Consider the following 25,817-nt stretch of genomic DNA (forward strand, 5'->3'; position numbering starts at 1 on the left):
GCATGGCATGCTCGTCGCCGATTGCGCTCGCCCGTGGAAAAATTTCCGGGTCTCCGAAATAAAAATGTTTTTTTATTAGAAAAAATACATTATCTAGAAAACCCGGCCGGAGACCCTAGCTCCCCCGGAGATGGAAGAAAACCGCTCATGCCCAGAGAAAAACTCATCGCCCTGTTTCCTGAAGCCAGTTTCGGCGCCGCGCTGAACTGCATCGGCATCGCTCAAGCGCTGCGCGAACAGGGCGCTCGCCCGGTCTTCATCTGTCACGAGCACTTCCAGGGGCTGTTCGCCGAATACGGCTTCGCCGAGTACCCCCTGCTGCTGGACAGCCCGCTGTCGGCCGAGGAGCACCAGCATTACTGGGAGCGCTTCATCGAGCGCAACATCCCCTACTTCGACCAGACTCCGCTGGAGCAGATCGACAGCTACGTCGCGCCCGCCTGGGAAGCCGTCATCGACACCGCCATCGAGGCCGAGAAGCCGCTGCAGCAGTTGCTCACCCGGCTCAAGCCAGATGCCATCGTGCTGGACAACGTGGTGATGTTCCCGGCGATCGCCAAGGCGGGCTGCCCCTGGGTGCGGGTCATTTCCTGCGCCGAGACCGAACTGCCGGATGCGGCCGTACCGCCTTACCTGTCCGGCGCCAGCACCCACGACGGGCAGGCCTGCGCCGACTACTGGCAGCGCTATGTCGAGGCAGTCGCCCCGGCCCATGCGCGCCTCGCCCGCTTCCTCGAAAGCCACGGCCACAAGCCCTGCGCGCCGGGCCTGTTCCTCGAGGAGTCGCCCTGGCTCAACCTGCTGCTCTCGCCGACGCCAGTGCGCTACCAGCGCCAGCAGCCGCTCGACCCGCAACGCTTCGTCTACCTGGAAGGCTGCGTACGGCGCGAGGCGCCCTACGTGGTGCCGGACTTCCCGCGCCACAACGACGCCCCGCTGATCTACCTCAGCTTCGGCAGCCTGGGCGCCGCCGACGTGGCCATGATGAAACGCCTGATCGCCGTGGCGGAGACCCTGCCCTACCGCTTCCTGATCAATGTCGGCGCCTACCGCGAGCAGTACGACAACGTGCCGGACAACGTCTACCTGGACAGCTGGTTCCCGCAGCCGGCCGTGCTGCGCGAGTGCCAGCTGTTCATCCACCACGGCGGCAACAACAGCTTCTGCGAGGCGCTCTACTTCGGCCTGCCGTCGCTGATCATCCCGTATTGCTGGGACGGCCACGACAACGCCCGGCGTGCCGAGGAAACCGGCGTCGGCCGCTACCTGCCGCGCTTCGCCGACCCTTTGGCGGCGCTGCCGGATGCCATCGCCGAACTGCTGGCGGACCAGGCCATGCACGAACGCCTGCAACGCGCCAGCACGGCCATGCAGTCCTCACGGGGCACCGAGGTGGCCGCTCGCGCCATCCTCGGGCTGCCCAGCCCATAGCCTAAATACAAGAAGAATCGCCATGACCGAACGCGCCCTCGCCAGCCTCAGACACGCCACCCCCAAGCCCTACTGGCTTGATGCCGAGGGCCCCGCACCGGCCTTCACCCGCCAGGTGGGCGAATTGCGTTGCGATCTGGTCATCGTCGGCGGCGGCTTCACCGGTCTGTGGACGGCGCTCCTGGCGCGCCAGCGCAATCCACAGCAGCGCATCGTGCTGATCGAGGCACAGGCCTGTGGTGGCGCGGCCAGCGGACGCAACGGCGGCTTCTGCGCACCCAGCATTTCCCACGGCGTGTCCAATGCCATGAAGCGCTGGCCGGACGAGGCGCAAACCCTGATCCGCCTCGGCCGGCAGAATCTCGACGAACTGCAGCGGGATCTGGAGCGCTTCGGCCTGGCCGTCGAGTTCGAGCGCGAAGGCAAGCTCAATGTCGCCACCACGCCGTGGCAAATCGAAGGCCTGCGGGCGCTGCAGCAGAAATACCAGCGCTTCGGCATCGACTGCCGTTACCTGGAGGGCGAGGCGCTGCGCGAATACCTCGACTCACCCGGCTACAGCGCCGGCCTGTTCGAGCCGAACTATGCCCTGCTGAATCCGGCGAAGATGGCACGTGAACTGCGCCGGGTCTGCCTGGAACAGGGTATCGAGCTGTACGAGCACTCACCGGTAACCCGCCTCACCGAGCTGGCCGACGGCCTGCGTCTGGAGACGGCCTATGGCGAAGTCCATGCTCGGCGTCTGGCGCTGGCCACCAACGTATTCACCACGCTGCTGCCGAGCCTGAAGTCGAAGGTAATCCCCATCTACGACTACGCGCTGACCACCCAGCCGCTGACGCAGGAACAACTGCGCAGCCTCGGCTGGACCGGCCGCTATGGCATCGCCGACTCCGGCAACCAGTTCCACTACTGGCGCAAGACGGCCGACAACCGCGTCCTGTGGGGCGGCTATGACGCCATCTACCCCTTCGCCAGCCGCCTCGACGAAGGCCTGACCCAACGCCCGGAAACCTTCGTGCGCCTGGCCGAGCAATTCCTCGCGACCTTCCCGCAGCTGGGCGAAATCCAGTTCAGCCACGCCTGGGGCGGCATCATCGACTCGTCGGCGCGCACCACCCTGTTCACCGGCAGCGCCGCCCGCGGCCGCATCGCCTATGCCCTGGGCTTCACCGGCCAGGGCGTGTCCGCCAGTCGCTTCGCGGCCGCCACCATGCTCGACCTGCTGGCCGGCGAGCAGACCGAGCGCACCGCCCTGCGCATGCTCAGCCGTGCCCCGGTCGCCTTCCCGCCAGAACCCATTCGCTACACCGCCGTGAGCCTGGCCCAGCGTGGCCTGGAGCGGGAGGACCAGACCGGTCGACGCAACCTGCTGCTGCGCACCATGGACGCCTTCGGCGTCGGCTTCGACTCCTGACAGACCTCAGCCCACAAGGAACGCCCCGTGTCTCAGATGCCCGCCCACGTCATCGATTTCGCCGCCAGCCCGGTTGGGGCCCTGGTTCGCGACATCACCGATCCCGCCATCGTCGAAGCGCCCTACCGCAGCCACACCTGGCGCCACTTCAGCAATCCCGGCAAGCACTTCACCGCCGGCGTCTGGGAGGCCGGGACGCACAAGGAATACTGCAACTGCGATTACGACGAGCTGTGCCACATCCTCGAAGGCCGGGTGCGTCTGACCGACGCCGACGGCAGCAGCCGTGAATTCGGTCCCGGCAGCACCTTCGTGGTGGCCGCCGGCTTCAAAGGCACCTGGGAAAACCTCGCCCCGGTGCGCAAGGTCTACGTGATCCTCGGCGCCTGAGCGCGCCGCCCTCAGGAACTCCGCAAATGGCCTATCGCGTCAATCGCCTGAACGGCTCGCTGCCGCTGACTGCCGACTGGGCAGCACCCGCCTGGCAGGCGGCCGAGCTCATCCGCATCGACCAGTTCCGTCCGGAAAGCAGCGACCACCGCCCCACCACCGAAGCGCGCCTGCTCTACAGCGAGCAGGGCATCCACGGCATCTTCCGGGTGCAGGATCGCTATGTGCGCTGCGTGCATACCCGCTTCCAGGACCTCGTGTGCAAAGACAGTTGCGTCGAGGTCTATTTCCAGCCCAAGACGGAACTCGGCTATATGAATCTGGAAATGAGCGGCAATGGCACGCTGCTCAGCTATTACATCACCGACGCCGAGCGCGCTCCGGGAGGCTTCAAGGCCTTCGCCAGGCTGACACCGGAACAGGGCCGTCAGGTCACCATCCGCAGCACACTGCCCCAACTGGTCGAGCCCGAGTGGTCCGAGCCGACCGAGTGGTGCCTGCAATTCTTCCTGCCCTTCAGCGTGCTGGAAGACTACGTCGGACCGCTGGGCGAACCGAGCGGACAGAGCTGGCGCTGCAACCTGTTCAAATGTGCCGATGAAACCTCGCGCCCGCACTGGGCCTCCTGGCAGCCGGTGGCGGAACTCAACTTCCATGCTCCCGAGTCGTTCGGCACGATTCGCTTCGCCTGATCCAGGACCGGGAGACCACAGCCCATCCTGACTCCCCCTCAACAAAACGCCCCGGATCTCCGGGGCTTCTCTTTTCGGCGCGACCTCGTACCTCCGACAAAACCCAGAGCGCCACCACCGCGACAAAGCAGTACCGCAGCGCAGCCTCCCCGGTGTGCGCCCCTGAAAACGCCATCGCCGCCTAAACAATTGAAAGATCACAAAATTATCTAAGCGGAGGGGTTGACAGCCTACCGCGAGATACGGAAAATGCGCGCCACTCGGCTACATAGCTCAGTCGGTTAGAGCGCAGCATTCATAATGCTGATGTCCCAGGTTCAAGTCCCGGTGTAGCCACCATACAAAACAAAGGGTTAGCGCAAGCTAGCCCTTTGTGCTTTCTGGGGTAGTGACTACGAAGTTACTGCTCCCTGCCTACCTCTCCCCCAACCGCCCTACTGGTGCTCGCGGGGAACACCATCGCTATTCATTCGCTAGCCCAACTCGCGCAATGCTTCGTCATGGCCATCGACGAGTGGACAAGGACCCGCTGCGGCCCAAGACGATGAAGTAAATTGCATGCTGGCAGTCGCCTATCCTCACTATTCCCTCTGGCTGATTTCAGGAAGAATCGCCCCTGAACAGGCATCGAAACTCCGACCTTTGCCGGTCGGACCGTGCTTCATGCAGTGGCGCAGGTGATAGCAACCAGTAAGGCATGCACCGATTCCTGAGCCTCACAATTCGCCCATACGGACAGATGAGAAAGTGAAAGACGACTTCGAAAGCATTCGAGCAGAACGCGAAACTCCGCCTCACCGCGTGGCCCCCACCAGAAACTACGCGGGACTCTGGAAGCAGATCGCGCTGGGTATCATCGTCGGTTACACCGTGCTGGGCATCGTGAGCACGATTGGCTGGTTTATCTTCCTCAAGCTCAGCATGGGCAGTTTGCAGATCGCTATTCCCTGAGTGGGAGATGTAGACCGCTCTACCGAAAGTCCGAACCCTCCGTACGAAACCGCTGAACTCCACCTTCTCCCGTAGCACACCTTTCCGCTCCGTGGTCCCCTTCCCCGGTCATCCATGCGAGGCAATCCACATGCAGATTCATGTTGGCGAACGCAGGGAAGGTGACGTGCTTACGCTGAGGGTGCTGGAAGGAGTCTGCGAATCAGTGTTGATGGAGATGTTGAAGGTGGAGGGGATCGAGATCGTGGTGGGGCCGATTGTGAATGGCTCGGCGCGGCTCGAGGTTCGGGCGCCCAAAAGGATGTTGTTCCTGGTGGAGAAGACTCTGCCGGGGCCGCCGGAGATTGATTCCGGGTGAATGTGGGAACCCCGCTTTGGCGGGGTTTTCTTTTTGTGGGGGGCGGGAGATCGGTGCCTGGGGTGGAACTCCCCCTCCCTGAAGACGAGAGGGAGAGCAAAAGCCCTAAAGCGCAGCCAGGATGCCCTGCCCCACTACCTGGGTTGTCTCGAAGCCGAAGTCGGCCTTGCCTTCTTCCCGCAGGAAGTTTTCCACAGCGGTTTCCAGGCGTTTAGCGAGAGCGGGCTTCTGCCAGTGGTAGCGCAGCAGCAGGGCCACGCTGAGGATCGCGGCGATGGGGTTGGCGCGGCCGCTGCCGGCGATGTCGGGGGCGCTGCCGTGGACGGGTTCGGCCAGGGCCATGTGGTTGCCCCAGTTGAGGGAAGGCGCCAGGCCGAGACCGCCGCTCCAGTGGCAGGCGAGGTCGGAAAGGATGTCGCCGAAGAGGTTGGTGGTCACGATCAGGTCGAAAGCTTCGGGTTGTTCCACCAGTTGCAGGGCAGCGAGATCCACCAGGCGTTCGTCGATCTCGGCGGCCCAGCCTTCCCCTTCCAGCACTTCGCGGCAGGTGTCGCGGAACAGGCCGCAGGTCACGGGCAGGACGTTGGCCTTGTGGACCAGGGTGATGCGCCGAGCCTTGCGTGCCTTGGCCACTTCCAGCGCGCGACGGGCCAGGGCCTCGCAGGCATCACGACTGATGACCCGTTCGGCGATGGCGACGCCTTCGGATTCCCAGTGTTCGCGGCCGCTGTAGAGGCCCTCGCTGTTCTCACGCAGGATCATCAGATCCACCCCGGACCGGTGCGACACGCAGGGCCAGCTGCGCACCGGGCGCAGGTTGGTGTTGAGCTGGAGAACCTGGCGCAGTTGCAGGATCGCGCTGCGATAGCCGGGCACACGCTGGCCGGTGGGAGAGGAAACGGCGCCGAAGATGCCCGCCCCGCTGTCGCGCAGGGCCTGGAAGGTGGTTTCGGGCACGGCACTGCCGGTGCGCTGGAAACAGTCCCAACCAGCCTCGGCTTCCACCGTTTTCAGGTCGGGCAGGAGTTTCTCCAGGGCCTCGACTGCCACCGGCACCACTTCGCGGCCGATGCCGTCCCCGGGGATGACAACTAGCGTGTGCATGGGCTCACCTCAATGAGGGGCGCGTCGCCAACAGCAGGCCGGCGAAGATCATCGCCCCACCCAACCAATGGTAGGCCTGCAATCCCTCGCCCAACAGCAGATAACCGAGCAGCGCGGTGAACACCGGCATCAGGTAGTTGGTGAGCACGGCCTTGGCCACACCCAGCACGCGGATGCCCTGGTTCCACAACAGGTAGGCCAGGAGAGAGGCGCAAAGCCCGGTGTAGCCGATGGCGGCAAAGTTCTCAGTGGACAGTTCGAAGCGCTGCCCACTGGCCAGTTCCAGCAGATAGAACGGCAGCAGCATAGGCACGCCGCACGCCACCAGCGCGCCCAGCAGCACCAGCGGCGGCAGCTTGAAGTAGCTGTTCCAGCGACGCAGCAGCAGGGTGTAAAGCGCCCAGTCGACCACGGCCAGCAGCATGATCAGGTCACCCGGGTTGAACGACAGCGCGGCCAGTTGCGCCAACTGCCCCTGGGCGATCAGCACCAGCAGGCCGCAGGTCGCTACCGCCATGCCAAGCCAGGCGCGCCGGGGCGGCCACTCGTTGAGCAGCACGCCGGCCCCGATGAAGGTGGCCAGCGGCAGACAGGTGTTGAGCAGCGTGAGGTTGATGGCCACCGTGGTACGCGCGGCGAAGTAGAGCAGCACGCTGTAGGTACTGATCCCCAGGGCGGCCACCACCAACAGGCGCCAGCCGGCGTAACGCAGCGCGCTGCGATGTTCCCACATGGGTCGGGCGACGAAGGGCAGGAGGATGACCAGCGCCAGGGTCCAGCGCCAGAACGCTAGCGTGAAGGGTGGAATGGCATCGTGGAAGGCGCGGGCCACAAGGGCGTTGCCGGCCCAGAAAACGCTGGCCACAAGCAGGCCGAGCCAGGCCAGGGTAACGGCCCGGCTGTTGGGATTTGACATGGTTCAGCTCTGTCCGAGAGGGCGCAGGCGGTACTGCGGCGGCAATTGTTCCATGCCGCTGACGGTGACGTTGAGGTTCTTCCAGATGCCGTCCTTGATGCCGTAGATGCAGCCGTGGACGGACAGTTCCTGGCCACGGTGCCAGGCGTTCTGGACGATGGTGGTGTGGCTGACATTGGCCACCTGCTGGATAACGTTCAGCTCGCACAGGCGATCGACCCGCTCTTCCTCGGTGGCGAAGGTAGCCAGGTGCTCGCGCTGGTCGTAGTAGAGGTCGCGGATGGTCCGCAGCCAGCCGTCGATCAGGCCGTACTGGGTGTCGCGCATGGCAGCGCGGACGCCGCCGCAGCCGTAGTGGCCGGTGACGAGGATGTGGCGCACCTTGAGCACATCCACCGCGTACTGGATGACCGACAGGCAGTTGAGGTCGGTGTGCAGCACCACGTTAGCCACGTTGCGGTGGACGAACAGGTCACCGGGCAGCATGCCGACGATTTCGTTGGCCGGCACGCGAGCGTCGGAGCAGCCGATCCAGAGGTATTCCGGCACCTGCTGCTTGGCGAGCTTGGCGAAGAAGTCCGGGTCTTGCTGCTTGATCTTCTCGGCCCAGCGGGCGTTGTTGTCGATCAGCTGTTGCAGGTCGCTCATGCGTCTTCTCCTCTCGTGGCTGGCGGCACCTTACGGAGCGCCGGGAGCTTTGGCAATGGCCTGCGCAGGGTTCAGTCGATCAACGTGCAGGCCATCACCAGGGCATCTTCGCGGCCACCCACAGCGGGGTAATAGTCGCGTCGACGGCCGATTTCATTGAAGCCGTAGCGCTCGTACAAGCGGTAGGCGGACTGGTTGCTGGCGCGCACTTCGAGGAAGCATTCGCCGGCCTTCAGCTCGCGGGCGCGCTCCATCAGGCGCTCCAGCAGACGCAGCCCCAGGCCGCGGCCCTGGCTTTCCGGCTTGACGGTGATGTTCAGCAGGTGCGCCTCGTCGATGATGACGTTGATCACGCCATGGCCAACCTGCTGGTCGCCTTCGAACATCAGCCAGCAATCGTAGGATTTGAGACTGTCGGTGAAGATGCCGCGCGTCCAGGGGTGGCTGAAGGCGGCATATTCGATTTTCAGGACGGCATCGAGGTCCGCCTCGGTCATCGGGCGGAAGGAAACGGCATCGGTCATTCAGTGTGCTTCCAGCGGCGCATCACACGGCGCATGGCTTGCCAGAGTTCGCTCTTGCGCTCGGGCTCGTCCATCAACAGTTCAAGGCCCGGCAGGGCCCAGGCGGCGCCGAGGCCTTCGACCTGGAGTTCGCGATTGAAGGCGGCGGCATCGGCTTCACCGGCGAAGCGCACCGCCGGCAGGCCCACGAGCCAGAGGCAGGCGCAGTCGCCCTGCTCTTCCATTCGCATACCAACGAAGCCCTGGACGAAGTCGCGGGCGGCGTCGGGGCCCTGGTCCATATTGCCGCGGCTGAGCAGCGGCCAGCGCACCGGCTCGCCGAGAATCTGCGGGCTGTCCGGCAGGCCGGCAGCGCGCAGCAAATCCTTCAGCAGCAGGTAGGCCGGGTCGCGGCTCTGGAAGGGCTCGCCGGTGGGCAGTTCCACCAGCAGCAGGCAGTTGCCGGCACGCAGCAGCTGCAGGGAGAAGCGCGGCGGGGGCAGCACGTCCACCTTGGCCGGCGCGGCTTCAGGCTCGGCGGCTGCTTCGGGTTCGGGCTGCACGGCCGGGCGTGGGGTGCTGCCAGGGCGCGGAATCTCGATCCTGGCGCGCACCGATGTCGCCGCCGGGCGGGCCTCGGCGGCTGGCGCTTCGGGGGTTACGTCGGCGACTGGCGCGGGGGCATCCTCAAGGAGGACTTCCGGGGCCAGCGCCAGCAATTCGGGGTTGGAGGGCGCGGCAAAGGGCAATGCCGTGCGAGGTAGCCAGGTGGCTACCTGCATGGCATCGAGATACGCGCGACGACGGTGTTCTGTGATCAAACGTCAGCAACCTGTGGATGAGCCTTGCGCACGCCTGCCTGCATCAGGTTCAGCGCGTTGAGGTAGGCCTTTGCGGAGGCGACAACTATATCGGTATCCGCACCGTTTCCGTTGACGATTCGTCCGGCTTTTTCCAGGCGGACGGTAACTTCACCCTGGGAATCGGTGCCCTGGGTGATGGCGTTGACCGAGTAGAGCTGCAGGCTCGACTCGGACGTGGCCAGGCTTTCGATAGCCTTGAACGTGGCGTCCACCGGGCCGGAGCCTTCGGCACTGGAGCCCTGCTCCACGCCGTCGATGGACAGCACGAGCTTGGCGTGGGGCACTTCGCCGGTCTTGGACGCGACCTCCAGATAGACCAGCTTGAAGTGTTCCGGGGCTTCCTCGCCCAGTGTGTCGGAGACCAGCGCCTGCAGGTCTTCATCGAAGATCTCGTGCTTCTTGTCCGCCAGCTCCTTGAAGCGAGCGAAGGCGGCATTCAGGTCGGCCTCACTACCCAGCGCAATGCCCAGCTCCTCCAGACGGGTGCGGAAGGCATTACGCCCCGAGTGCTTGCCCAGCACCATCTTGTTGGTGTGCCAGCCGACGGACTGGGCGGACATGATCTCGTAGGTCTCGCGGTGCTTGAGCACGCCGTCCTGGTGGATACCGGACTCATGGGCGAAGGCGTTGGCACCGACGATGGCCTTGTTCGGCTGTACCGGGAAGCCGGTGATGCCGGAGACCATGCGCGACGTGCTGAGGATGTGCGGGGTGTCGATGTTGGTGTAGACGCCGAGCACGTCCTGGCGGGTCTTGATGGCCATGACGATCTCTTCCAGCGCAGCGTTGCCGGCACGCTCGCCCAGGCCATTGATGGTGCATTCCACCTGCCGCGCGCCGACGGCGACCGCCGCCAGGGAGTTGGCCACCGCCAGCCCCAGGTCGTTGTGGCAGTGCACCGAAAACACCGCCTTGTCGGCATTGGGGATGCGCAGCAGCAGCTGGCGCATGGTGTCCGCGTACTGGTGTGGAATGGCGTAGCCCACGGTGTCGGGGATGTTGATGGTGCGAGCACCGGCATCGATGGCGGCTTCGATGATGCGGCAGAGGAAGTCGATCTCGGAGCGGCCGGCATCTTCGCAGGAGAACTCCACGTCAGCGCAGAGGTTGCGCGCACGCTTCACCGCGCGGATGGCCTGTTCCACCACCTGGTCGGGCTCCATGCGCAGCTTGTACTGCATGTGGATGGGGCTGGTGGCAATGAAGGTGTGGATGCGCCCGGAGTTGGCCCCGGCCAGCGCCTCGGCTGCGCGGTCGATGTCAGCGTCCACCGCGCGGGACAGGCTGCATACGGTGCTGTCCTTGATGCTGTCGGCGATCGCCTTGACCGCCTCGAAGTCACCGGGGCTGGCAATGGCGAAGCCCGCCTCGATCACGTCCACCCGCATCCGCTCCAGGGCCTTGGCGATGCGCAACTTTTCTTCCTTGGTCATGGAAGCGCCGGGGCTCTGCTCGCCGTCCCGCAGGGTGGTATCGAAGATGATGACGCGATCTTGGCTGCTCATGGCTCGCTCCTCACGGCCCCACCGTGCGTGCGGCCGGGCTCAGGCTGATGGTGCCGGACTGCTTGTGGCGACGGCTCCAGATCAGGGAATTGTGGCGTGAAAAGCGGTGGGCGGAAAGGTCGGTGGGCGGGTGGTCGATAGGGGCCAGAGAAACACTGTAGGGGCGAATTTATTCGCCAAGGGCATCGCAGCTGCCCCAACCGACCATGCTGGGCTGCCCTTCGGCCTGCTTCGCGACTGAATTCGCCCCCACAAGAAAAGATCCGCTCCCGGAAATCCTTGTGGGGGCGGCGCCCCGAAGGCTCAATTGATCGGCGTAGCCGTCAGGTTGGCGCTGATATCGGCGTTCTGCACCTTGATGCCGTACATGGAGGTCACCGCGCCGCCGGTGGGGTGGACGTGTTGCAGGCGGTCGACGTTGATTTCCTTGAAGTGGATGCGGCCGTTGACCGCGAAGCCCAGCGGGTCGGGGGTGACCGGGGTGCAGCTGCCGCCGTTCTTGTTGCAGACCTTGGTGGGCGCCACGTCGAGGTTGAGGTCGGCGTTGAAGCCATAGGTGTTGGCGTTGGGGTCGCTGGGGTTGCCATCGGAGGTGTAGAAGTTATCCACAACCAGTTGGCTGCCGCTGCCGGCGGCGCCGTTGACGCGGTTGGTTTCCCAGACGACCTGGTTGCGCTTCTCGTCCGTGGCCACGCCGTTGGTGGTGCTTTCGATGGCGGTGTCGCGGACGAAGACGTTCTTCAGCTTCACCGACACCCCTTCATTGCCCCGGTCTTCCCAGCGGCCGCCACTGGCCGAGCAGGCGCCAGCGCTGGTGCCACTACCGCCCACGCAGAGGGCGCCAGCACCGCCGGAGCTGAGCGCCAGCGTGGAGCCCAGCTCGTAGCGTTTCAGCACCAGCCGGCCGAGACTGGTGCCAGTAGCACGGTCACCCCAGCGCAGGTCGCTGACTTCCAGCTTCGACCAGTAGGTGCCCTTGCGCAGCTCCACGCCGTTGTTGCTTACGTCCACCGAGCCATCACGGAAGTGTATGTCGTAGGTCGTGCCGGCCAACCACAGGCCCTTGCCGGTCTCGTCGACCGAGATCGCGGCGCGGGCATCGCTGAAGACGAAATCGGCGTTGTAGCGCAGGCCGTCGCCGCTGCTGCCTCCCGGCAACAGAGTGATCTGGCCGTTCAGGGTGAAGTCGTAGGCGGGGAAGATTTCCATCAGCACCAGCAACTCGGTGCCGCCCTGCAGCGGCGCGTTGGCCGACCCCACGCGCAGGCCGTCGAAGCTGTAGCCGCCCTTGATGTTGGAAAGCCCCAGGCGCAGGCCGTCGAAATGGCCGTTGTAGCTGCCCTTGGTCATGTCGCTCTGGGTGCCGGCATAGCAACCAGCGCTGGCCCCGCTGGCGCAGCTCTTGGTCAGGTCCAGGGTGATCTGGCCGGTGCCATTGGTGCGCAGGCCGCTGAACCACATGCTGTTGCCGTTATCGGTGAGGGAAACCGAGCTGTTGGCCATGTTCCAGCTGACATCGGCAGTCAGGCCCTTGGCACCGGAGTTGGGGTCGCCGCCCGGGCGCAGCTTGAGCCAGTTCTGCTTGGCGCCGTCGTCGGCGAAGTTGAGGTCGATGGCCAGGCTGCCGAGCTTCTGGTTGGTCGGGTTGCCGATGATCAGGCCGCCCAGGGTGGCGTTGAGCTTGAGGTCCTGGAACGCCACCTGTGCATAACTGCCGCCGACGTCCTGGGCCAGGTCGACGGTCAGGCCGCCAAGGCTGCGCAGGGTGCCGGAGAAGTTCTCGGCGCGCAGGATACCTTCGTCCTGGTACTGGAACAGGCTGCTGCCGATATTCAGGTCCGGGCGGATACGGATGCCCTCGCCGCTGGCGCCCCCGCTGGCGACGCTGAGACTGCCGCCCAGGCGCAGGTCCATGCTCAGTTTGCCGAAGCTGCGGCTGGCGTTGGGGTCGCGCAGGTCCGGCGCAGAGGGTGTCACGGGCGAGGCGGTGGGATCGCCATGGGCGAGGTCCAGGCTGATGCCGCCGATGGTGCCGATGAAACGGGCGTCGCCGAGGTTGAGCTTGACCTCCTTGCCGCTGCCACCGCTGACGATGTCGAGGTAGGCGTTGTCCAGGTAGGTATCGAAGGAGAGCCCTTTGACGACGAGGTCGTAACCATTGTCGCGGTAGTAGAAGGTCACGTCGGTGAGAGACAGCCGGCTGTCGTCCACCGCAATCCCGTTGACACCGCTGGCCCCGCCTCCCTTGAGCTTCAGGGTGGCGCCCAGGGTATAGAAGGCACGGAAGGCACCGAAGCTCTTGCTGCTGCCATCCATCTCGATGTTGTTCACCGACAGCACCTGGGGGCTGGAGCTGTGCTGGACCTGCAACTGGCCGTCCTGCACGTCGAGAGTTGTCTGGGAGGTGCTGGTGGAGCCGCTGGCGGCACGGTTGCTTACGTCGCGCAGGTTCAGGCTGCGGCCGTCCTGGGTGTAGCTGATGTTGCTGGCCGACCAGCCCTGGCTGGAGGTTTCCAGATTGATGCCGCCCTGGCCGCTGACCGCCGCCATGGACAAGTCGTCCAGGGCCTCCATGGCCTGGACCTGGGAGGCGAGGAGCATGCCGAACAGCAAGGGGGCTGGGCGCATGATCGGTTCCTCAGTTCTTCGGGAAGACCAGCACGCTGCCTTGCATGCGGATGCTGCCGTCGATCTTCGCCGAGAAGATATTGGTCTGCTGGTAACTGGCATTGCCGCCATTGGCGACGGTGCCGGATTTGTTCTGCCAACCGCCCTGGTTGGCCACGCCGAAGGCGAAGCTGCCGTTCTTGAAACGCACCTCGTTGGGTAGGCCGAGCGCCAGCACATCCTGGTTGAAGACCGCGCCATCGCCGCCGAAGCCGCTGTTGATGAGGCGGGTATTCAGGGTCAGGCCTTCGAAACTGAAGATGCCCTTGAGGTTGTCCAGCACGTACCAACCGCCGTTGGCCTCGGAGCGAATGGCAATGCGCAAGCCGCAGCTTTCCGGACTGCCGGCGCCGGCGATGGCGCAACTGCGTTCATTGGCTTTCCAGGTGGTCGGGTCATTGGACGCCGGCGTGTTCCAGAGCACGCCGCCGTTCTTGTTGATGCTGAACTCACCGGAAAGGTACACCCCGCCCTGCCCGCTCATCTGGCTCAGGTCGGCGTCCTCCAACGCCTTCAATTCGGCTTGCGCCAGCATCGGCAGCGCCAGCAGCACAGCCAGGTAGAGCGCCCTAGAGATCATGGCTGGTTACCTTCAGATAATTGATGCTGAGGCCCTGGATGGCGTTGTAGCCGAAGTTGTAGCCGCCGCTGGCGGCGCTGCCACTGCCGGCCTGGAGGCTGTTGATAACGATGTTGGTGCGCGGTGCATTGGCGTAGAAATCGGCGGCCAGCGCATCCTTCTGCGCCTGGGTGGTACCGGACGCGGTGGGGTTGGGCAGTTCCAGCACGAACTGGCCGTTGCTGCTCACGTCGAACAGCAATGGCTGGGTCTTGCCGTAGCCGAGGGAGATGTTGGCGTAGGCGTTGTTGAGGAAGATGGTGCGGTCGCGCTGCTCAGTGGCGGTGGTGCAGCCCGTGGCGCCGGCCGCGCAACTCATGATCTGCAGGCTCTTGGTGAAGATGTTGATGCGCGCTTCGCCCACCATCTGGCTGCGGCCACTGTCGCCCCACAGGCGCAGGTAGGAGCCGTCCATCGCCAGCTCGGCGAAGTCCAGGTTGAGGATGTCGGTGCGCCCGGCGGCGACCTGGAAGTCGAAGCGAATCCCCAGGTCCACCTTTTCGCTGGCGCGGCTGGAGCAGTTGTTGCCGGCTGCCGCGAGACCAGAGATGCAGGCCTGGCCGGCGGCGCCGGTCAGGCGCTCGGGGAACATGAACTCAAGGACGGTGATGTTGCTCGGCGTGGTCTGCACCCACTGCCCGTCGTCCCGCAGGGTGCGCATGTCTTCGCCCTTGGCCAGGTTGAGAGCGAAGGGATGATCGAGCCGGCCGATGGTCACGGGGCTCAGGTTCGCGCCTTTGTTGCTGCCGGCGGCACCGAGGTAGAACTCCTTCACCGCGATCGGGACGTTCTGCTTGGCGGCGTTGGTGATGTCGTTGATGGTGATGGTGGCGTTGTTGGCATCCAGCAGCACCTGGTCCAGCACGAAGCCAATGCCCGCCCCATCCACGCTGGACAACTCATCGTCGTCCAGCGCCTTGAGTTCGGCCTGTGCGGTGGCGGCGGCCAGTGACAGCAGGATCACCGCGGCTCGGGTCATCCTCAGCACCCCGCGGTGGCCGAGCCCAGGCAGGTGTCCTGGCGCGGAATGCCGTTGAACGCCTGCTCGAAGTCGATGTTGATCGGCGACACCAGGTTGCCGTTGGCGTCCCGGTACTTGGGCATGTTCATGAAGGCGCCCTTGAGGGCGGTCATGAAGGCGTTCTGATCCATGTCCTTCCAGGCGAGGTCCTGGGTCTGAAAGGAGATGAAGAAGCCTTTCGCCGCGCCGTCCATGGTGTTCATGTTGGAAATGTTGCCCACCGGCAGCGACTTGAAGTCGGCGAGCGGGAAGCAGGTGGACAGGGAGAGGATGGCACAGCCGCTGGACTTGAACAGGCCCAGCAGGGCGTCGGAGAGTCCGCCGAGGTTGCAACCGCTGACGCAACTCAGCCCTGAGCCATTGGGCATGCCGGCCAGGCCGCCGCGCACCGGATCGGGGTTGCCGCTGGAGTTCACCAGGGTGGCGTCCCCTTGCAGCTTGGTGGAGTTCGTGATGCCCGCCAATCCCAGCAGGATCTTGTCGCCGAAAGACGCCTTGTCGTAGATCGGCTTGGCTGTGCCGGTGATATGCACTGGGATGTTCCCGGTCAGGCTCTGGATATCCCCGGACAGCACGCCCTTGGCCTCACCGAAGCCGATGCGCACGCCCACCACCTTGTTGCCGGAGTAGGCCAGCTCGACGAAGGGGTCGGCGATACGGAAGGGGTTGACCGAACCATCGGCGTTCACGGTGCCGAGGGCGAAGTTGTTGATCAGGATGTCGGACGAGCCGGCCACCTCCCCCGCCCGGGTTGCAGCGTCGTCGTACTGGCCGAGCTGGAGCTTCTTCATGTTCAGCTGGGTATCGACCTTCACCCCGAAGTTGACGCGGGTGTAGTTGATTCCGGCATTGGCGTCGGTGGTCAGGTTGATGAAGGCCTGCCCGGTGATGTTGGACAGTTCGCTGTCGGGCAGCTCTTCCATGCGCGCCTGGGCAATGGACGTGGACAACAGCCCAGCCACGAATACGGCCTTGAGCTTCCAGGCAAGCAACGATTTCGAACGCATGGCGACTTCCCTGATTGTTCTTGTATGGGCAAGCGACGAAGACTCGTCCCCTTTCTAGCCACTATAGGGAGCGCGAAAGGGAAGCGTCCCGACCCATAGTCGAGTTGAAGGCGCCTGTCAGGAAGTCGGCGACGGGCAGCTGTTACCCATCGCAACAAAGGGGTAACGCCGAGGTCAGCCCTGGCGGAACAGGCCGATCAGGTGGTCAGCGATGGCACCCTTGATGTTCGAGATCTCCAGCCGGGAATTGCGCCCCATGCGGCTCGTATCGATGCGATGCAGATGCAGCGACGGCATGCGCGCCTCGTACTCGCGCAGGTCACCCTTGGCGAGCACCGGCAGAAACTGCTGACCACGATTCTGGTAACGCTGGATCAGCATTTTCAGGCCGTCCTGGAAGGGCAGCTCGTGGGAGGGGCTGAGGCGGTGCTCGCCGGGAATCTTCAGGTAGAGGCCGGTCGAGCCCAACACTTCACCGGGCAGGATATGGATGCCGGTGGGCAGCACTGCGTCGGCCGGGATGTCGTGGAAGGTGTCGTACCAGGCCATCTCGTCGGGGAGGATGGTGATGCTGCCGTGCTCTTCCTCAGGCACCACGAAGCTGTAGCGGCTGTAGAGCTTTTCGACGTAGCCGGAATACACGCACAGGCGGTTCTCGAAGTGCAGCAGGAAGTCGATGGCCTCTTGCCGGTTGGTGATGGCGTCGAGGTCCCAGTCCAGGTCGGTCTGGCGTTCCAGCTCGGCCCAGCGGGCGTCGGCGAGCAGTGCGGATTCGGGGCTCATGGTTCCTGCGGTCGTACAACGGTCACACTCCTAACGCAGAAAACATGCCAGCCAATTCAAGCACTTGGACAGGGGTTACAACCCTGCTCGGCGCAATTGATAGCACGATGCCAGTCGAAAACTGCCCAAAATTGTCAGTCCGAGACGGGTGTCGCTCCTCTGATCGGTTGAAGCTAAATCGCCACCGACAACCTGAAGTACAATCGCCTCTTTTTTCAGCGAACCCCGGCCAATCGATGATCGATCCCAAGCGCGTACTGCGCGCCCTAGCCGAACACTGGACGTTGCTCGAGCCGCTCTGTGAGCGCTTCGATACCGGCACCCTGAGCCTGGTGGAGCTGCGTGTGCAGCTCGCCGGCCAGTTGCCGGAGGGCACGCCCACCGACATCACCGCCCTGCTCGACCTCTGGGTGCGCCTGGACATCCTGGTTCCCGTGGCCAAGAGCCCGAACCGCTTCGAGCTGAACGCGCAAATCCACGACTTCCTCGCCTACCTGCGGCGCGAACACCGCCTCGGCCTGTGTCTGGAGATCGAAGCCTACCTGCGCCACCTGGAACGCCTTGCCGGCTATATCCAGGAAGCCTTCGAGATCCGCGACGGCAACGACCTGGCGCGCCAGCTGCGCCTGCTCGACATGCGCGTGCGCGACGTACTGAAGAAGCTCGACAACGACGAGCAGGCACTGGTGGCCGTGGCCGATCGCGCCAAGACCAGCGACCGGCAGATTCCCCTGCGCCAGCGCTACGCAGAAGTGCTGGCCACCTGGGACGAGTACGTCGAACCAATGATCCAACTGGTGGCCGCCGACGGCGCCTTCGAACAGGGCGTACGGCGCGTTGAGCAGGTGCTGCTGCGCCTGTTGGGCGAACAGCAGCGCCTCGGCCAACTGGTGGACGACGACCTGCTGCTTCGCACCCACGCGCGCATCCTGGAAATGCAGACCAGCGCCCAGCTGACCCTGCGCAAGGCCCGCGAGCTGTTGCTGCCACTACGTGAAGAGGCCCGCCGGCACAACGCCGTGACCCGTGGCGCCGCCCTGGCGCTGTCGGTAATCCGCAAGAAGGGCCTGGATGCCGTGCCCCAGGCCGCCATGCCGCTGTTCACCCGCCCGCAGACCACCTTCCTCGGCAGCGGCTCCCAGGTGGAGGCGTACGTTTACGCCCTGGCGCGCTTCCAGCCCAAGCCGGCGCACTTCCCGAAATCCGGCGGCCCGCGCAAGGCCACCGCGCCGCGTTCGCCGAAGACCGCGCGGGAAATGCTTGACCGTTGCGAGCAGGCCCTGCCGCTGCCGGACCTGATGGTCTGGCTGCTGGAACAGGAGCCCGAAGGCGCCACCGACGAACTCCTCTACTGGTTCTCGCGTCTGTCCCGCGATGCGCGATTCTCTCGCGATCGCCTGGAGCGCCGTGACTATCTGACCGCCGAGCACCAGGTCAGCCTGAGCTCCTATGCCCTGATCAAGAGCCCCACCGCCGCGGCCGAGAAGACTTCCTGATGAATATCGACCTGAAAGAAATGACCCAGCTCGCGCCCATCTTCCGCGAGCTGTTCAAGGGCTATCACCTCTCCCGCAGCGAGCCGGAGTGCTACGCCCAGCTGTCCACCATGCAGGACCAGTACCGCGCCCTGTTCAGGGGCCTCGGCTTCGAGCTGGTGTGCGATCCGCGTGGCTTCTACTACTTCGTGCCCGAGCAGATGGGCGCCCAGGTGAACAAGACCGCCCAGCGTCTGGCGCTGTTCACCTTCATCCTGGTGGAGCACCTGGCCGACCAGGGCCGCGACCCGCTCTCGGTACTCGACGGCGGCACCATCGGCCGGGATGAGCTGCCGGCGCTGCTGGAGAAGTACCGCGACCTGTTCATGCAGGCCGAAGTGACCACCCATGAAGAGCTGGAAGAGAAGGTCATCCGCCGCCTCACCCAGCTGGGTTTTGCCGAAGACAGCAACGGCGTTTACCGCTTCCTGCCGCCGATGCACCGTTTCCTCGATGTGTGCCTGGCGGTGCAGCACGACCGCGACCTGGCCGCCAGCCTGCACAGCACTGACCTGGAGCTACGCGCTCCGGTGCTGATGGATGACGACAGCGGCGACGCCATCATTCCCATCGACGAGCCCGAAGCTGTCGATGCGCCCGCCGAGTCCGAAGAAGACGCCCTGGCCCGCGCCATGGCCGAAGAACGCGCCGCCCAGGAGGAAGACGCATGAGCCAGGAACGCTACGGCATCCGCCGCTTTGCCCTGCTGAACACCGCCGGTTACAGCCTCGGCCTGTTCCCGCTGGAAACCCCGCTGTCGATCTACGGTGCGAACAACCTGGGTAAATCGGCGTCGATCAACGCGCTGCAGTTCCCGATCCTGGCGCGCATGTCGGACATGAGCTTCGGCAAGTACAGCCTGGAGCAGTCGCGCAAGTTCTACTTCGCCACCGACACCAGCTACATCCTCGTCGAAGTCTCCCTGCCCCACGGCCCCCATGTGATCGGCGTCGCCGGTCGCGGTCCGGGTGGCGGCTTCGGCCACCAGTTCTTCGCCTATCGCGGCGAGCTGGACCTGGATCACTACCAGCGTGACGGCACCTGCCTGCGTCAGCGCGAGCTGTTCAACAACCTCGAGCGCGAAGGCATCAAGGCCTACGAGCTCAAGCCCGATGAGCTGCGCCGCCTGCTGGTGGGTGGTCACACCTCCATCCCGCTGGACCTGACGCTGATCCCGCTGCGTTCCACCAGCGAACAGAGCCTGAAGACCTTCCGCTCGCTGTTCATCAACCTGCTGCACATGCGCGAGATCACCGCAGCCAAGCTCAAGCAGCTGTTCCTCGATGCCTTCGAGCACAGCCTGCGCTCGGGCAGCGTGGACTACATCGCCGCCTGCGAAGAAGCCTTCCGCGACGTACGCCGCATGGAGCAGGACTACCAGGCGCTGGTGGCCGCCGGTCCGCTGGTGGAGGCCCTGGCCAATGGCGTGACCCAGCGCGAAATATTGCGTGGCAAGCTGCATCGCATTTCGCCGTTGCTGGATTCCCTGCTGGGCACCTGGCAGGACTACTCCGGCGCCCGTCGCGAGGAGCTGGTGATCCAGGCCGAGCACTACCGTGGTGAACAGGACGGCCTGCAGAACGAGCAGCGTGGCGGCACCCAGGAAATGATGCGCCTGGAGCGCGCCATCACCGAAAACCAGCGCTGGCTGGGCGAACTGGCGGTGCTGAAGAACCGTTTCGCGCTGGTGGATGACGCCAAGGTGCTGGAGCAGCAACTGCTCGCCGCCAAGGACGCCCACGACGAACTGGCCGGCGCCCTCGCGCAATCCCGCCAGTTCTCCGCCGAGGATCTCGACGAACGCCTGCGTGATCTGGAGAAGCGCCTGAAAGCAGTCAAGCAGCAGCTCGACCACGCCGACAACAACAGCTACTCCCGTCTGCGCGAGGAGTTCTCCCAAGCCGACGTGGACCGCCTGATGCGCCTGTTCAATGGCCAGCTGTTCAGCCTGCCCTTGGGCGAGAAAGGTATCCAGCTGGACGACGGCGAAGCCTGGGTGAAGACCCTGGAAACCGTGCTTGATCAGTTCAAGGGCAGCCAGTTCGAAGTGCCGGGCCTGTCCATCGACCTGTCCCACATCGAGCCGCCGGCGCTGCAGGCGCTGGCCGACCGCGCCGCCCTGCGCGACCAGAAGGACCGCCTGGAGCGCGAGCTGAAGCAGCTCAAGACCCAACAGTCCGTTGCCGCCGACCGCGCCGCGAGCAAGGCCCAAGCCGAGAAGCTGTACCAGGACGTGCTCGACGCCCAGAAGGCCCTGGAAGACTTCCGCAAGAGCCAGACCCTGGCGGCCGAAGAGCCCGCCAAACTGGAAGAGCTGGCGCAACTGGAAGCCACCCAGGACGAACTCAAGCGCTCCGCCGACGCCTTCACCGAACGCGTCCAGCAACTCTCCGCCAAGCTGCAACTGGTGGGGCGTCAACTCGCCGATCTGGAAGCCAAGGAACGCACCCTCGAAGACGCCCTGCGCCGTCGCCAGCTGCTGCCCGCCGACCTGCCCTTCGGCAAGCCGTTCATGGACCCGGTGGACGACAGCCTGGACAACCTGCTGCCGCTGCTCAATGACTACCAGGACACCTGGCAGGCACTGCAGCGCATCGACGGCCAGATCGAGGCGCTCTACGCCCAGGTACGCCTGAAAGGCGTGGCCAAGTTCGACAGCGAGGACGATGCCGAGCGCCGCCTGCAACTGCTGATCAACGCCTACGCGCACCGCCAGGACGAGGCACTGACCCTGGCCAAGGCACGTCGTGCAGCGGTCACCGACATCGCCCGTACCCTGCGCAATATCCGCAGCGACTACGACAACCTGGAACACCAGCTGGCCCTGTTCAACCGCGAGATCAACAAACGCCAGGTATCCAACCTCGCGAGCTTCCGTATCGTCCTCGCGCCGAACAAGGAAGCCCTGCGCCATATCGACCAGATCATCCACAGCGCCGGTCAGTACGAGGAAGGCGAGACACTTTCGGTGTTCGACCTGACCAACTCCAGCGACCAGGATGCGAAGAACGAAGAGGCCAAGGAATACCTCGCGCGCCTGGTGGCGGCCAACGGCAACCAACTGGGCCTGAAGGACCTGTTCGAGCTCGCCTTCGAGATCACCAAGGTGCACGGCCAGCCGGTCATCCACACGGACATCGATGGCGCCGCGTCCAACGGCACCACCATGACCATCAAGGCCCTGACCAACATGTACCTGCTCCTGCACCTGATGGACCGCGAGCAGGCCGGCCGCATCCGCCTCCCCTACTACCTGGACGAGGCGGCGGACATCGACGAGCGCAACCAGCAGGCGCTGATCGAGACCAGCCAGCAGCTGGGCTTCACGCCGATCCTCGCGTCGGTGAAGCCGCAGGTATCGGCCAACGTCGCCATCGACCTGGAAGGCGGCAGCGGCCCGAATGGCATCTACATCGACGAGGCGGACTGGAAGTTCATCAAGCGTCGTGACGTGGCCAAGGCCACCCAGGACGCGACCGACGAGGCGGCCGAACCCGCCTGATACCCTCGCTGAAAACAGAAAGGGCCGCATATGCGGCCCTTTCTTTTACGGGGTGGTCATTTCGCCAGGGGAATCTTCGGTGCCCAGGTCAGCCATTCATCCTCGGCATCGTCATGCAACGCGAAGGTCTGGCCATTGAGCGCGACATTGCCCATCTGCGCTTCGTTCGGCGTGGCGAAGGAGATCCCGCCTTCCACCATGGATTCCAGTGACTCGGTGCGCACCTTCACGCCCTTGAACAGGCTGGCATCCACGCCGACCCCGCTGGTGTGCCAGAAGCGGCTGCCGCTGTGCACCAGAGGCGCGTAGCGCGGTTCGATGAGCACGTGGATGAAGACACGGTCTGCAGTCTTGCCCAGCTCATAGGACAGCACCTTGCCCACCGGCACCTCGCGGTAGCTGACGATCACACCCGGCTTAATGGAGCCGCGGCGCGGAGCGCTGAGGGTGATACGCAGGCCCTCCTGGCGCGCGAGTGCATCCGGCGCTTCCGGCAATGCCGTGAAGCGGGTCTGCGAGGCACCTGGCTTGGGCGATGGCAGTACTTCCAGGTACTGGCCGCTGACCAGCGTCTCCAGATTGGCCGTGCGCAGAAGGCCGAGCTCCGGACGCACGATCCAGAACTGGGTGCCGGCGCGGGCGATGCGATCGGCAGCCTGGGTCAGGCGCGCCTTGAGCGTCACACCGGAAAGGTCGTTGTTCAGCGTCACGGTCTCCACTTCGCCGATGTCGATGCCCTTGAAGCGGATCGGCGTGCCTTCCTTGACGCCCTCGGCCTGCGGAACAGCGATCTCGATCAGCGTGCCTTTGACGATGGCCTGAGCCTCGTCGTCGTACAGCGTGAAGCGACGCGGACGGGTCACCGGCTTGGCCTTCGGATCCGGCGTAGTGAAGGTGATACCTCCCGCCAGCAGAGTTTGCAGCGACTCGCTCTTCACCTCGACGCCTGACAGGCCGCCCTTGAGGGTGATGCCGCTGGAATTCCAGAAGCGAGTGGATTCATTCACCAGCTTGGTGAACTCAGGCTCGATATGGACGCCAATGACCACGCGCTGCTGGTCGCGGGAGAGCTGGTAGCTCTGCACGCTACCCACGCGCAGTTGGCGGAACAGGATCGGGCTGCCTACTTCCAGGGAGCCGAGGCGGTCGCTGGTCAGCACCAGGTGTAGGCCGGGCGCATCAGTGTTCAGCGGCGGCGCTTTGGGGCGTACCTTGAATTCGCGGGTAGGCGTTCCTTCCTTGGCGAAGCGCACGGCAATGTAGTTGCCCTTCACCAATGCCTCGATACCGGTGATGCCCGCCAGCGAGATGGACGGCTTCACGGTCCAGAACTCGGTGCCTTCCACCAGGTAATCTTCGGTACGCGGCTCCATGGTCAGTTCAGCGGTGGCGCCGGTGAAGTCCTTGTCCATGTCCAGCTTCTTCAGGGTGCCGACCTGTACGCCGTTGTACATCACCGGAGTACTGCCCGGGCTGAGGCCGCTGACATCGTCCATCCGCAGCAACACGCGCAGGCCGGCCTCGGCGGCTTCGAAACCGTCATATAGGCGGAACGGGATGCTGGGGTCGGTGGGCGGGCTGTCCTGGCGATGCTCCGGGGTAGCGAAAGCAATACCGCCAGCCATGATGCTGAACAGGGATTCGGTGCGGATCTTCACCCCGGACAAGCCGGCGGTGACATTGAGACCGCTGGCATTCCAGAAACGCGTGTGCTTGCGCACCAGATGCGCATAGGGCTGGTCGATGTGCACCTTGATTTCGACGGTGCGCTGGTCTTCAGCCAACCGGTAACTCTTCACCTGGCCGACCTGGATCTGCCGGTAATAGACCGGACTGCCCTGCTCAAGGGAACCCAGGCGCTCGGCCTTCAAGGTGAGATGCAGGCCCGGCAGGGAATCGGAGAGTGGCGGTGGTTCGGCCAGCGCGGTGTACTTGCGCATCGGCTCGCCTTTCACCGGGTCGATGGCGATGTAGATACCGGAAACCAGTGTTTCCAGACCGGTAACCCCCGCCAGCGAAACGCGTGGGCGCACCAGCCAGAAGCGGGTTTCCTTGCTGAGGTAGGGCTCAGCCTCCTTCATCACTTCGACGGTCGCGATCACCCCCTTGATGTCCTGACTGACATGCAGGTCGACCACCTTGCCCACCTGGATGCCCTTGTACATCAGCTGGGTCTTGCCGACCTGGATGCCGTCACCATTTTCGAAGCGGATCTGGATCTCGATACCTGCTTCGCTCATGGCCTTCCAGGCTAGCCATAGGCCGATGAGCAGCGCCACCAGCGGTAGCACCCAGATGGCGGACCAGCTCGTGGTTTTGCGGGTTTTGGGCGTTGGCAACTCAGGCATTCTCGTCGTCCATATCGGTGTTGTCCCAGATCAGCCTGGGGTCGAAGGTCACTGCCGCAATCATGGTGATCACCACGACGCTGGCAAAGGCAGCGGCACCCAGGTTCGCTTCGATGCTCGCCAGGTTGCCGAAGTTCACCAGCGCCACGAGGATGGCGATGACGAAGATATCCAGCATGGACCAGCGGCCGATCCATTCAATGAAGCGGTACATCAGGATGCGCTGACGCGGCGACATGGGTAGCCGCCGCTGTACTGAGTAAAGCAGTAGTGCAATGCCAACCAGTTTGAAAGTCGGCACCAGGATGCTGGCAACGAATACCACCAGCGCGATGGGAACCATCTCGGCATGAATCAGCTCGAGCACGCCGCCCATGATGGTGGACGGCGAGCCGTTGCCGAAGAAGTTCACCGTCATGATCGGCAGCAGGTTGGCCGGTATGTAGAGGATGGTGGCGGTGATCAGCAACGCCCAGGTGCGAACGATGCTGTCCGGGCGGCGCGGGTGCAGGACAGCGCCACAACGGCTGCAGTGGCCGTGTTCGTCGTCGGATTCGGGGCGGTTCAGCTGATGGCATTCGTCACAGACGATGATGCCGGCATCAATGGCGCGCATGGGCGTCTCCTTCTTCGTCCAGCGCATCCCAGACCTGGTGCGGCGACATGGTCACCTCCAGCCACACCTGGGCCAGCAGCAGACCGATGAAGCAGACCAAACCGATGCCCAGGTGCAGGTCGGCGAGGTCGATCAATTTGACGATGGAAACAAGGATGCCCATGAGGTAGACCTCGAGCATCCCCCACTCCTTGAGATGGTGGTACAGGCGATAGAGCGTCACGCCCAGGCCACGCGCACGACGGGTGTTGATGCAGACCAGCACGACCAGCTGACACAGCAGCTTTATCAGGGGAATGATCATGCTGCACAGCAACACCAGCAAGGCGACACCTTCCATACCGGTGTTATAGAGGCCTACAACCCCTGTCCAGACGGTGTCGTGGGTGGTCTGCCCAAGCAGATTGAGCTTCATGATGGGCAGGAAGTTGGCTGGCACGAACAGCAGCAATGCGGTCAGCACCAGGGCCAGGGCGCGGCGCTCCATCTTGGAGCGGTGCACCACCAGCTCATAGCCACAGCGGGGGCAGCAAGCCTTTTGCTCTTCGCCAATGTCCGGGCGACGCATCAGCAGGTCGCACTCATGGCAAGCAATCAGATCATGCAGCGGTAGTTCGGATAACGGACGTTGTTCAGCCTGTTCAGGCATGGCGGCAAGGCTCTCAGGGTATCGCGGCTATTCTAGACGAGCGCACCGCAGGCGGTAGCGATTCAAGAGTTTCCGGGCGCTACCAACTTCACGACCCGGCCTGAATATTTCTTGCGCGCAAAGACAAACCCCCGACACGCCTGGGCGTATCGGGGGTTTGGGATAGAAGCTTGACGATGACCTACTCTCACATGGAGAAGCTCCACACTACCATCGGCGATGCGTCGTTTCACTGCTGAGTTCGGGATGGGATCAGGTGGTTCCAACGCTCTATGGTCGTCAAGCAATTCGG

General features: G+C 64.2%; 23 protein-coding genes, 1 tRNA gene and 1 rRNA gene. 10 read left to right on the forward strand and 15 right to left on the reverse strand.

Annotated elements, in window-relative coordinates:
* Window positions 1-147: 147 nt before the first annotated feature.
* The 7 genes from E8E91_RS01125 to E8E91_RS01155 all read left to right on the forward strand — a co-directional run bounded on the left by E8E91_RS01125 (window position 148) and on the right by E8E91_RS01155 (window position 5,239).
* Complete coding sequence (locus E8E91_RS01125; RefSeq protein WP_280374250.1) at window positions 148-1,431, forward strand: glycosyltransferase; 1,284 nt, start codon at window positions 148-150, stop codon at window positions 1,429-1,431.
* A 22-nt stretch (window positions 1,432-1,453) separates the two neighbouring features.
* On the forward strand, window positions 1,454-2,848 hold the full coding sequence (locus E8E91_RS01130; protein ID WP_280374251.1) for an FAD-dependent oxidoreductase: 1,395 nt from the start codon (window positions 1,454-1,456) through the stop codon (window positions 2,846-2,848).
* 36 nt (window positions 2,849-2,884) lie between these two features.
* A complete protein-coding gene (locus tag E8E91_RS01135) occupies window positions 2,885-3,238 on the forward strand; it encodes a cupin domain-containing protein (protein WP_280374276.1) in 354 nt (117 codons plus the stop codon).
* 26 nt (window positions 3,239-3,264) lie between these two features.
* Complete coding sequence (locus E8E91_RS01140; RefSeq protein WP_280374252.1) at window positions 3,265-3,930, forward strand: carbohydrate-binding family 9-like protein; 666 nt, start codon at window positions 3,265-3,267, stop codon at window positions 3,928-3,930.
* A 262-nt stretch (window positions 3,931-4,192) separates the two neighbouring features.
* A tRNA-Met gene (locus tag E8E91_RS01145) sits at window positions 4,193-4,269 on the forward strand.
* 408 nt (window positions 4,270-4,677) lie between these two features.
* Entirely contained in the window at window positions 4,678-4,881 is a 204-nt protein-coding gene (locus E8E91_RS01150) for a hypothetical protein (RefSeq protein WP_190830608.1), read from the forward strand.
* A gap of 130 nt (window positions 4,882-5,011) precedes the next feature.
* Complete coding sequence (locus tag E8E91_RS01155) at window positions 5,012-5,239, forward strand: hypothetical protein (protein WP_280374253.1); 228 nt, start codon at window positions 5,012-5,014, stop codon at window positions 5,237-5,239.
* A gap of 105 nt (window positions 5,240-5,344) precedes the next feature.
* Here the strand turns inward: E8E91_RS01155 and E8E91_RS01160 are convergent, their stop codons facing one another.
* The 11 genes from E8E91_RS01160 to E8E91_RS01210 form a co-directional block, all read right to left on the reverse strand.
* Entirely contained in the window at window positions 5,345-6,343 is a 999-nt protein-coding gene (locus E8E91_RS01160) for an isocitrate/isopropylmalate family dehydrogenase (protein ID WP_280374254.1), read from the reverse strand.
* 4 nt (window positions 6,344-6,347) lie between these two features.
* The gene (locus tag E8E91_RS01165; protein ID WP_280367607.1) at window positions 6,348-7,259 is read right to left on the reverse strand and encodes a DMT family transporter; all 912 of its coding nucleotides are present in this window, start codon (window positions 7,257-7,259) and stop codon (window positions 6,348-6,350) included.
* Window positions 7,260-7,262: 3 nt separating this feature from the next.
* Window positions 7,263-7,907: a carbonate dehydratase gene (gene can, locus E8E91_RS01170; RefSeq protein WP_151136873.1), complete on the reverse strand. Its 645-nt coding sequence runs from the start codon at window positions 7,905-7,907 to the stop codon at window positions 7,263-7,265.
* A gap of 71 nt (window positions 7,908-7,978) precedes the next feature.
* Complete coding sequence (gene rimI / locus E8E91_RS01175; protein ID WP_280374255.1) at window positions 7,979-8,431, reverse strand: ribosomal protein S18-alanine N-acetyltransferase; 453 nt, start codon at window positions 8,429-8,431, stop codon at window positions 7,979-7,981.
* Window positions 8,428-9,231, reverse strand: a complete 804-nt coding sequence (locus E8E91_RS01180) for an energy transducer TonB (RefSeq protein WP_280374256.1) — start codon at window positions 9,229-9,231, stop codon at window positions 8,428-8,430. The genes rimI and E8E91_RS01180 overlap by 4 nt, the downstream gene beginning before the upstream one ends.
* Complete coding sequence (locus E8E91_RS01185; RefSeq protein WP_280374257.1) at window positions 9,228-10,778, reverse strand: 2-isopropylmalate synthase; 1,551 nt, start codon at window positions 10,776-10,778, stop codon at window positions 9,228-9,230. The genes E8E91_RS01180 and E8E91_RS01185 overlap by 4 nt, the downstream gene beginning before the upstream one ends.
* Before the next feature lie 303 nt (window positions 10,779-11,081).
* Complete coding sequence (locus tag E8E91_RS01190; protein ID WP_280374258.1) at window positions 11,082-13,406, reverse strand: DUF6160 family protein; 2,325 nt, start codon at window positions 13,404-13,406, stop codon at window positions 11,082-11,084.
* Window positions 13,407-13,416: 10 nt separating this feature from the next.
* The gene (locus E8E91_RS01195) at window positions 13,417-14,025 is read right to left on the reverse strand and encodes a DUF6160 family protein (RefSeq protein WP_280374259.1); all 609 of its coding nucleotides are present in this window, start codon (window positions 14,023-14,025) and stop codon (window positions 13,417-13,419) included.
* On the reverse strand, window positions 14,015-15,043 hold the full coding sequence (locus E8E91_RS01200; protein WP_280374260.1) for a hypothetical protein: 1,029 nt from the start codon (window positions 15,041-15,043) through the stop codon (window positions 14,015-14,017). The genes E8E91_RS01195 and E8E91_RS01200 overlap by 11 nt, the downstream gene beginning before the upstream one ends.
* Window positions 15,044-15,045: 2 nt before the next feature.
* Window positions 15,046-16,092, reverse strand: a complete 1,047-nt coding sequence (locus tag E8E91_RS01205; RefSeq protein ID WP_280374261.1) for a DUF6160 family protein — start codon at window positions 16,090-16,092, stop codon at window positions 15,046-15,048.
* A gap of 174 nt (window positions 16,093-16,266) precedes the next feature.
* A complete protein-coding gene (locus E8E91_RS01210; RefSeq protein ID WP_280363661.1) occupies window positions 16,267-16,875 on the reverse strand; it encodes a hypothetical protein in 609 nt (202 codons plus the stop codon).
* A 236-nt stretch (window positions 16,876-17,111) separates the two neighbouring features.
* Here E8E91_RS01210 and mksB point away from each other — a divergent pair, with 236 nt between their 5' ends.
* Genes mksB through mksF form a run of 3 tightly spaced genes read left to right on the forward strand, consistent with a single transcriptional unit; the run spans window position 17,112 to window position 21,912 of the window.
* A complete protein-coding gene (mksB, locus tag E8E91_RS01215; protein ID WP_190830593.1) occupies window positions 17,112-18,371 on the forward strand; it encodes an Mks condensin complex protein MksB in 1,260 nt (419 codons plus the stop codon).
* Window positions 18,371-19,081, forward strand: a complete 711-nt coding sequence (gene mksE / locus E8E91_RS01220) for an Mks condensin complex protein MksE (protein ID WP_280374262.1) — start codon at window positions 18,371-18,373, stop codon at window positions 19,079-19,081. Before mksB ends, mksE begins: the two co-directional genes overlap by 1 nt.
* Window positions 19,078-21,912 (forward strand): Mks condensin complex protein MksF, encoded by a 2,835-nt coding sequence (gene mksF, locus E8E91_RS01225; RefSeq protein WP_280374263.1) that lies wholly within the window; start codon window positions 19,078-19,080, stop codon window positions 21,910-21,912. The genes mksE and mksF overlap by 4 nt, the downstream gene beginning before the upstream one ends.
* Window positions 21,913-21,968: 56 nt before the next feature.
* On the opposite strand, the gene E8E91_RS01230 is transcribed toward mksF, so the two are convergent.
* The 4 genes from E8E91_RS01230 to rrf form a co-directional block, all read right to left on the reverse strand.
* Window positions 21,969-24,260: an MlaD family protein gene (locus tag E8E91_RS01230; protein ID WP_280374264.1), complete on the reverse strand. Its 2,292-nt coding sequence runs from the start codon at window positions 24,258-24,260 to the stop codon at window positions 21,969-21,971.
* Window positions 24,253-24,876 carry a paraquat-inducible protein A gene (locus E8E91_RS01235; protein WP_280363651.1) on the reverse strand — a complete coding sequence of 208 codons (624 nt, stop codon included), beginning with the start codon at window positions 24,874-24,876 and terminating at the stop codon, window positions 24,253-24,255. The genes E8E91_RS01230 and E8E91_RS01235 overlap by 8 nt, the downstream gene beginning before the upstream one ends.
* Complete coding sequence (locus tag E8E91_RS01240) at window positions 24,863-25,525, reverse strand: paraquat-inducible protein A (RefSeq protein WP_280374265.1); 663 nt, start codon at window positions 25,523-25,525, stop codon at window positions 24,863-24,865. Before E8E91_RS01240 ends, E8E91_RS01235 begins: the two co-directional genes overlap by 14 nt.
* A gap of 168 nt (window positions 25,526-25,693) precedes the next feature.
* Window positions 25,694-25,809: ribosomal RNA gene (rrf, locus tag E8E91_RS01245) — 5S ribosomal RNA — on the reverse strand.
* Window positions 25,810-25,817 lie beyond the last annotated feature (8 nt).

Source organism: Pseudomonas sp. BN515 (genome assembly GCF_029873155.1).
Taxonomy (GTDB): domain Bacteria; phylum Pseudomonadota; class Gammaproteobacteria; order Pseudomonadales; family Pseudomonadaceae; genus Metapseudomonas.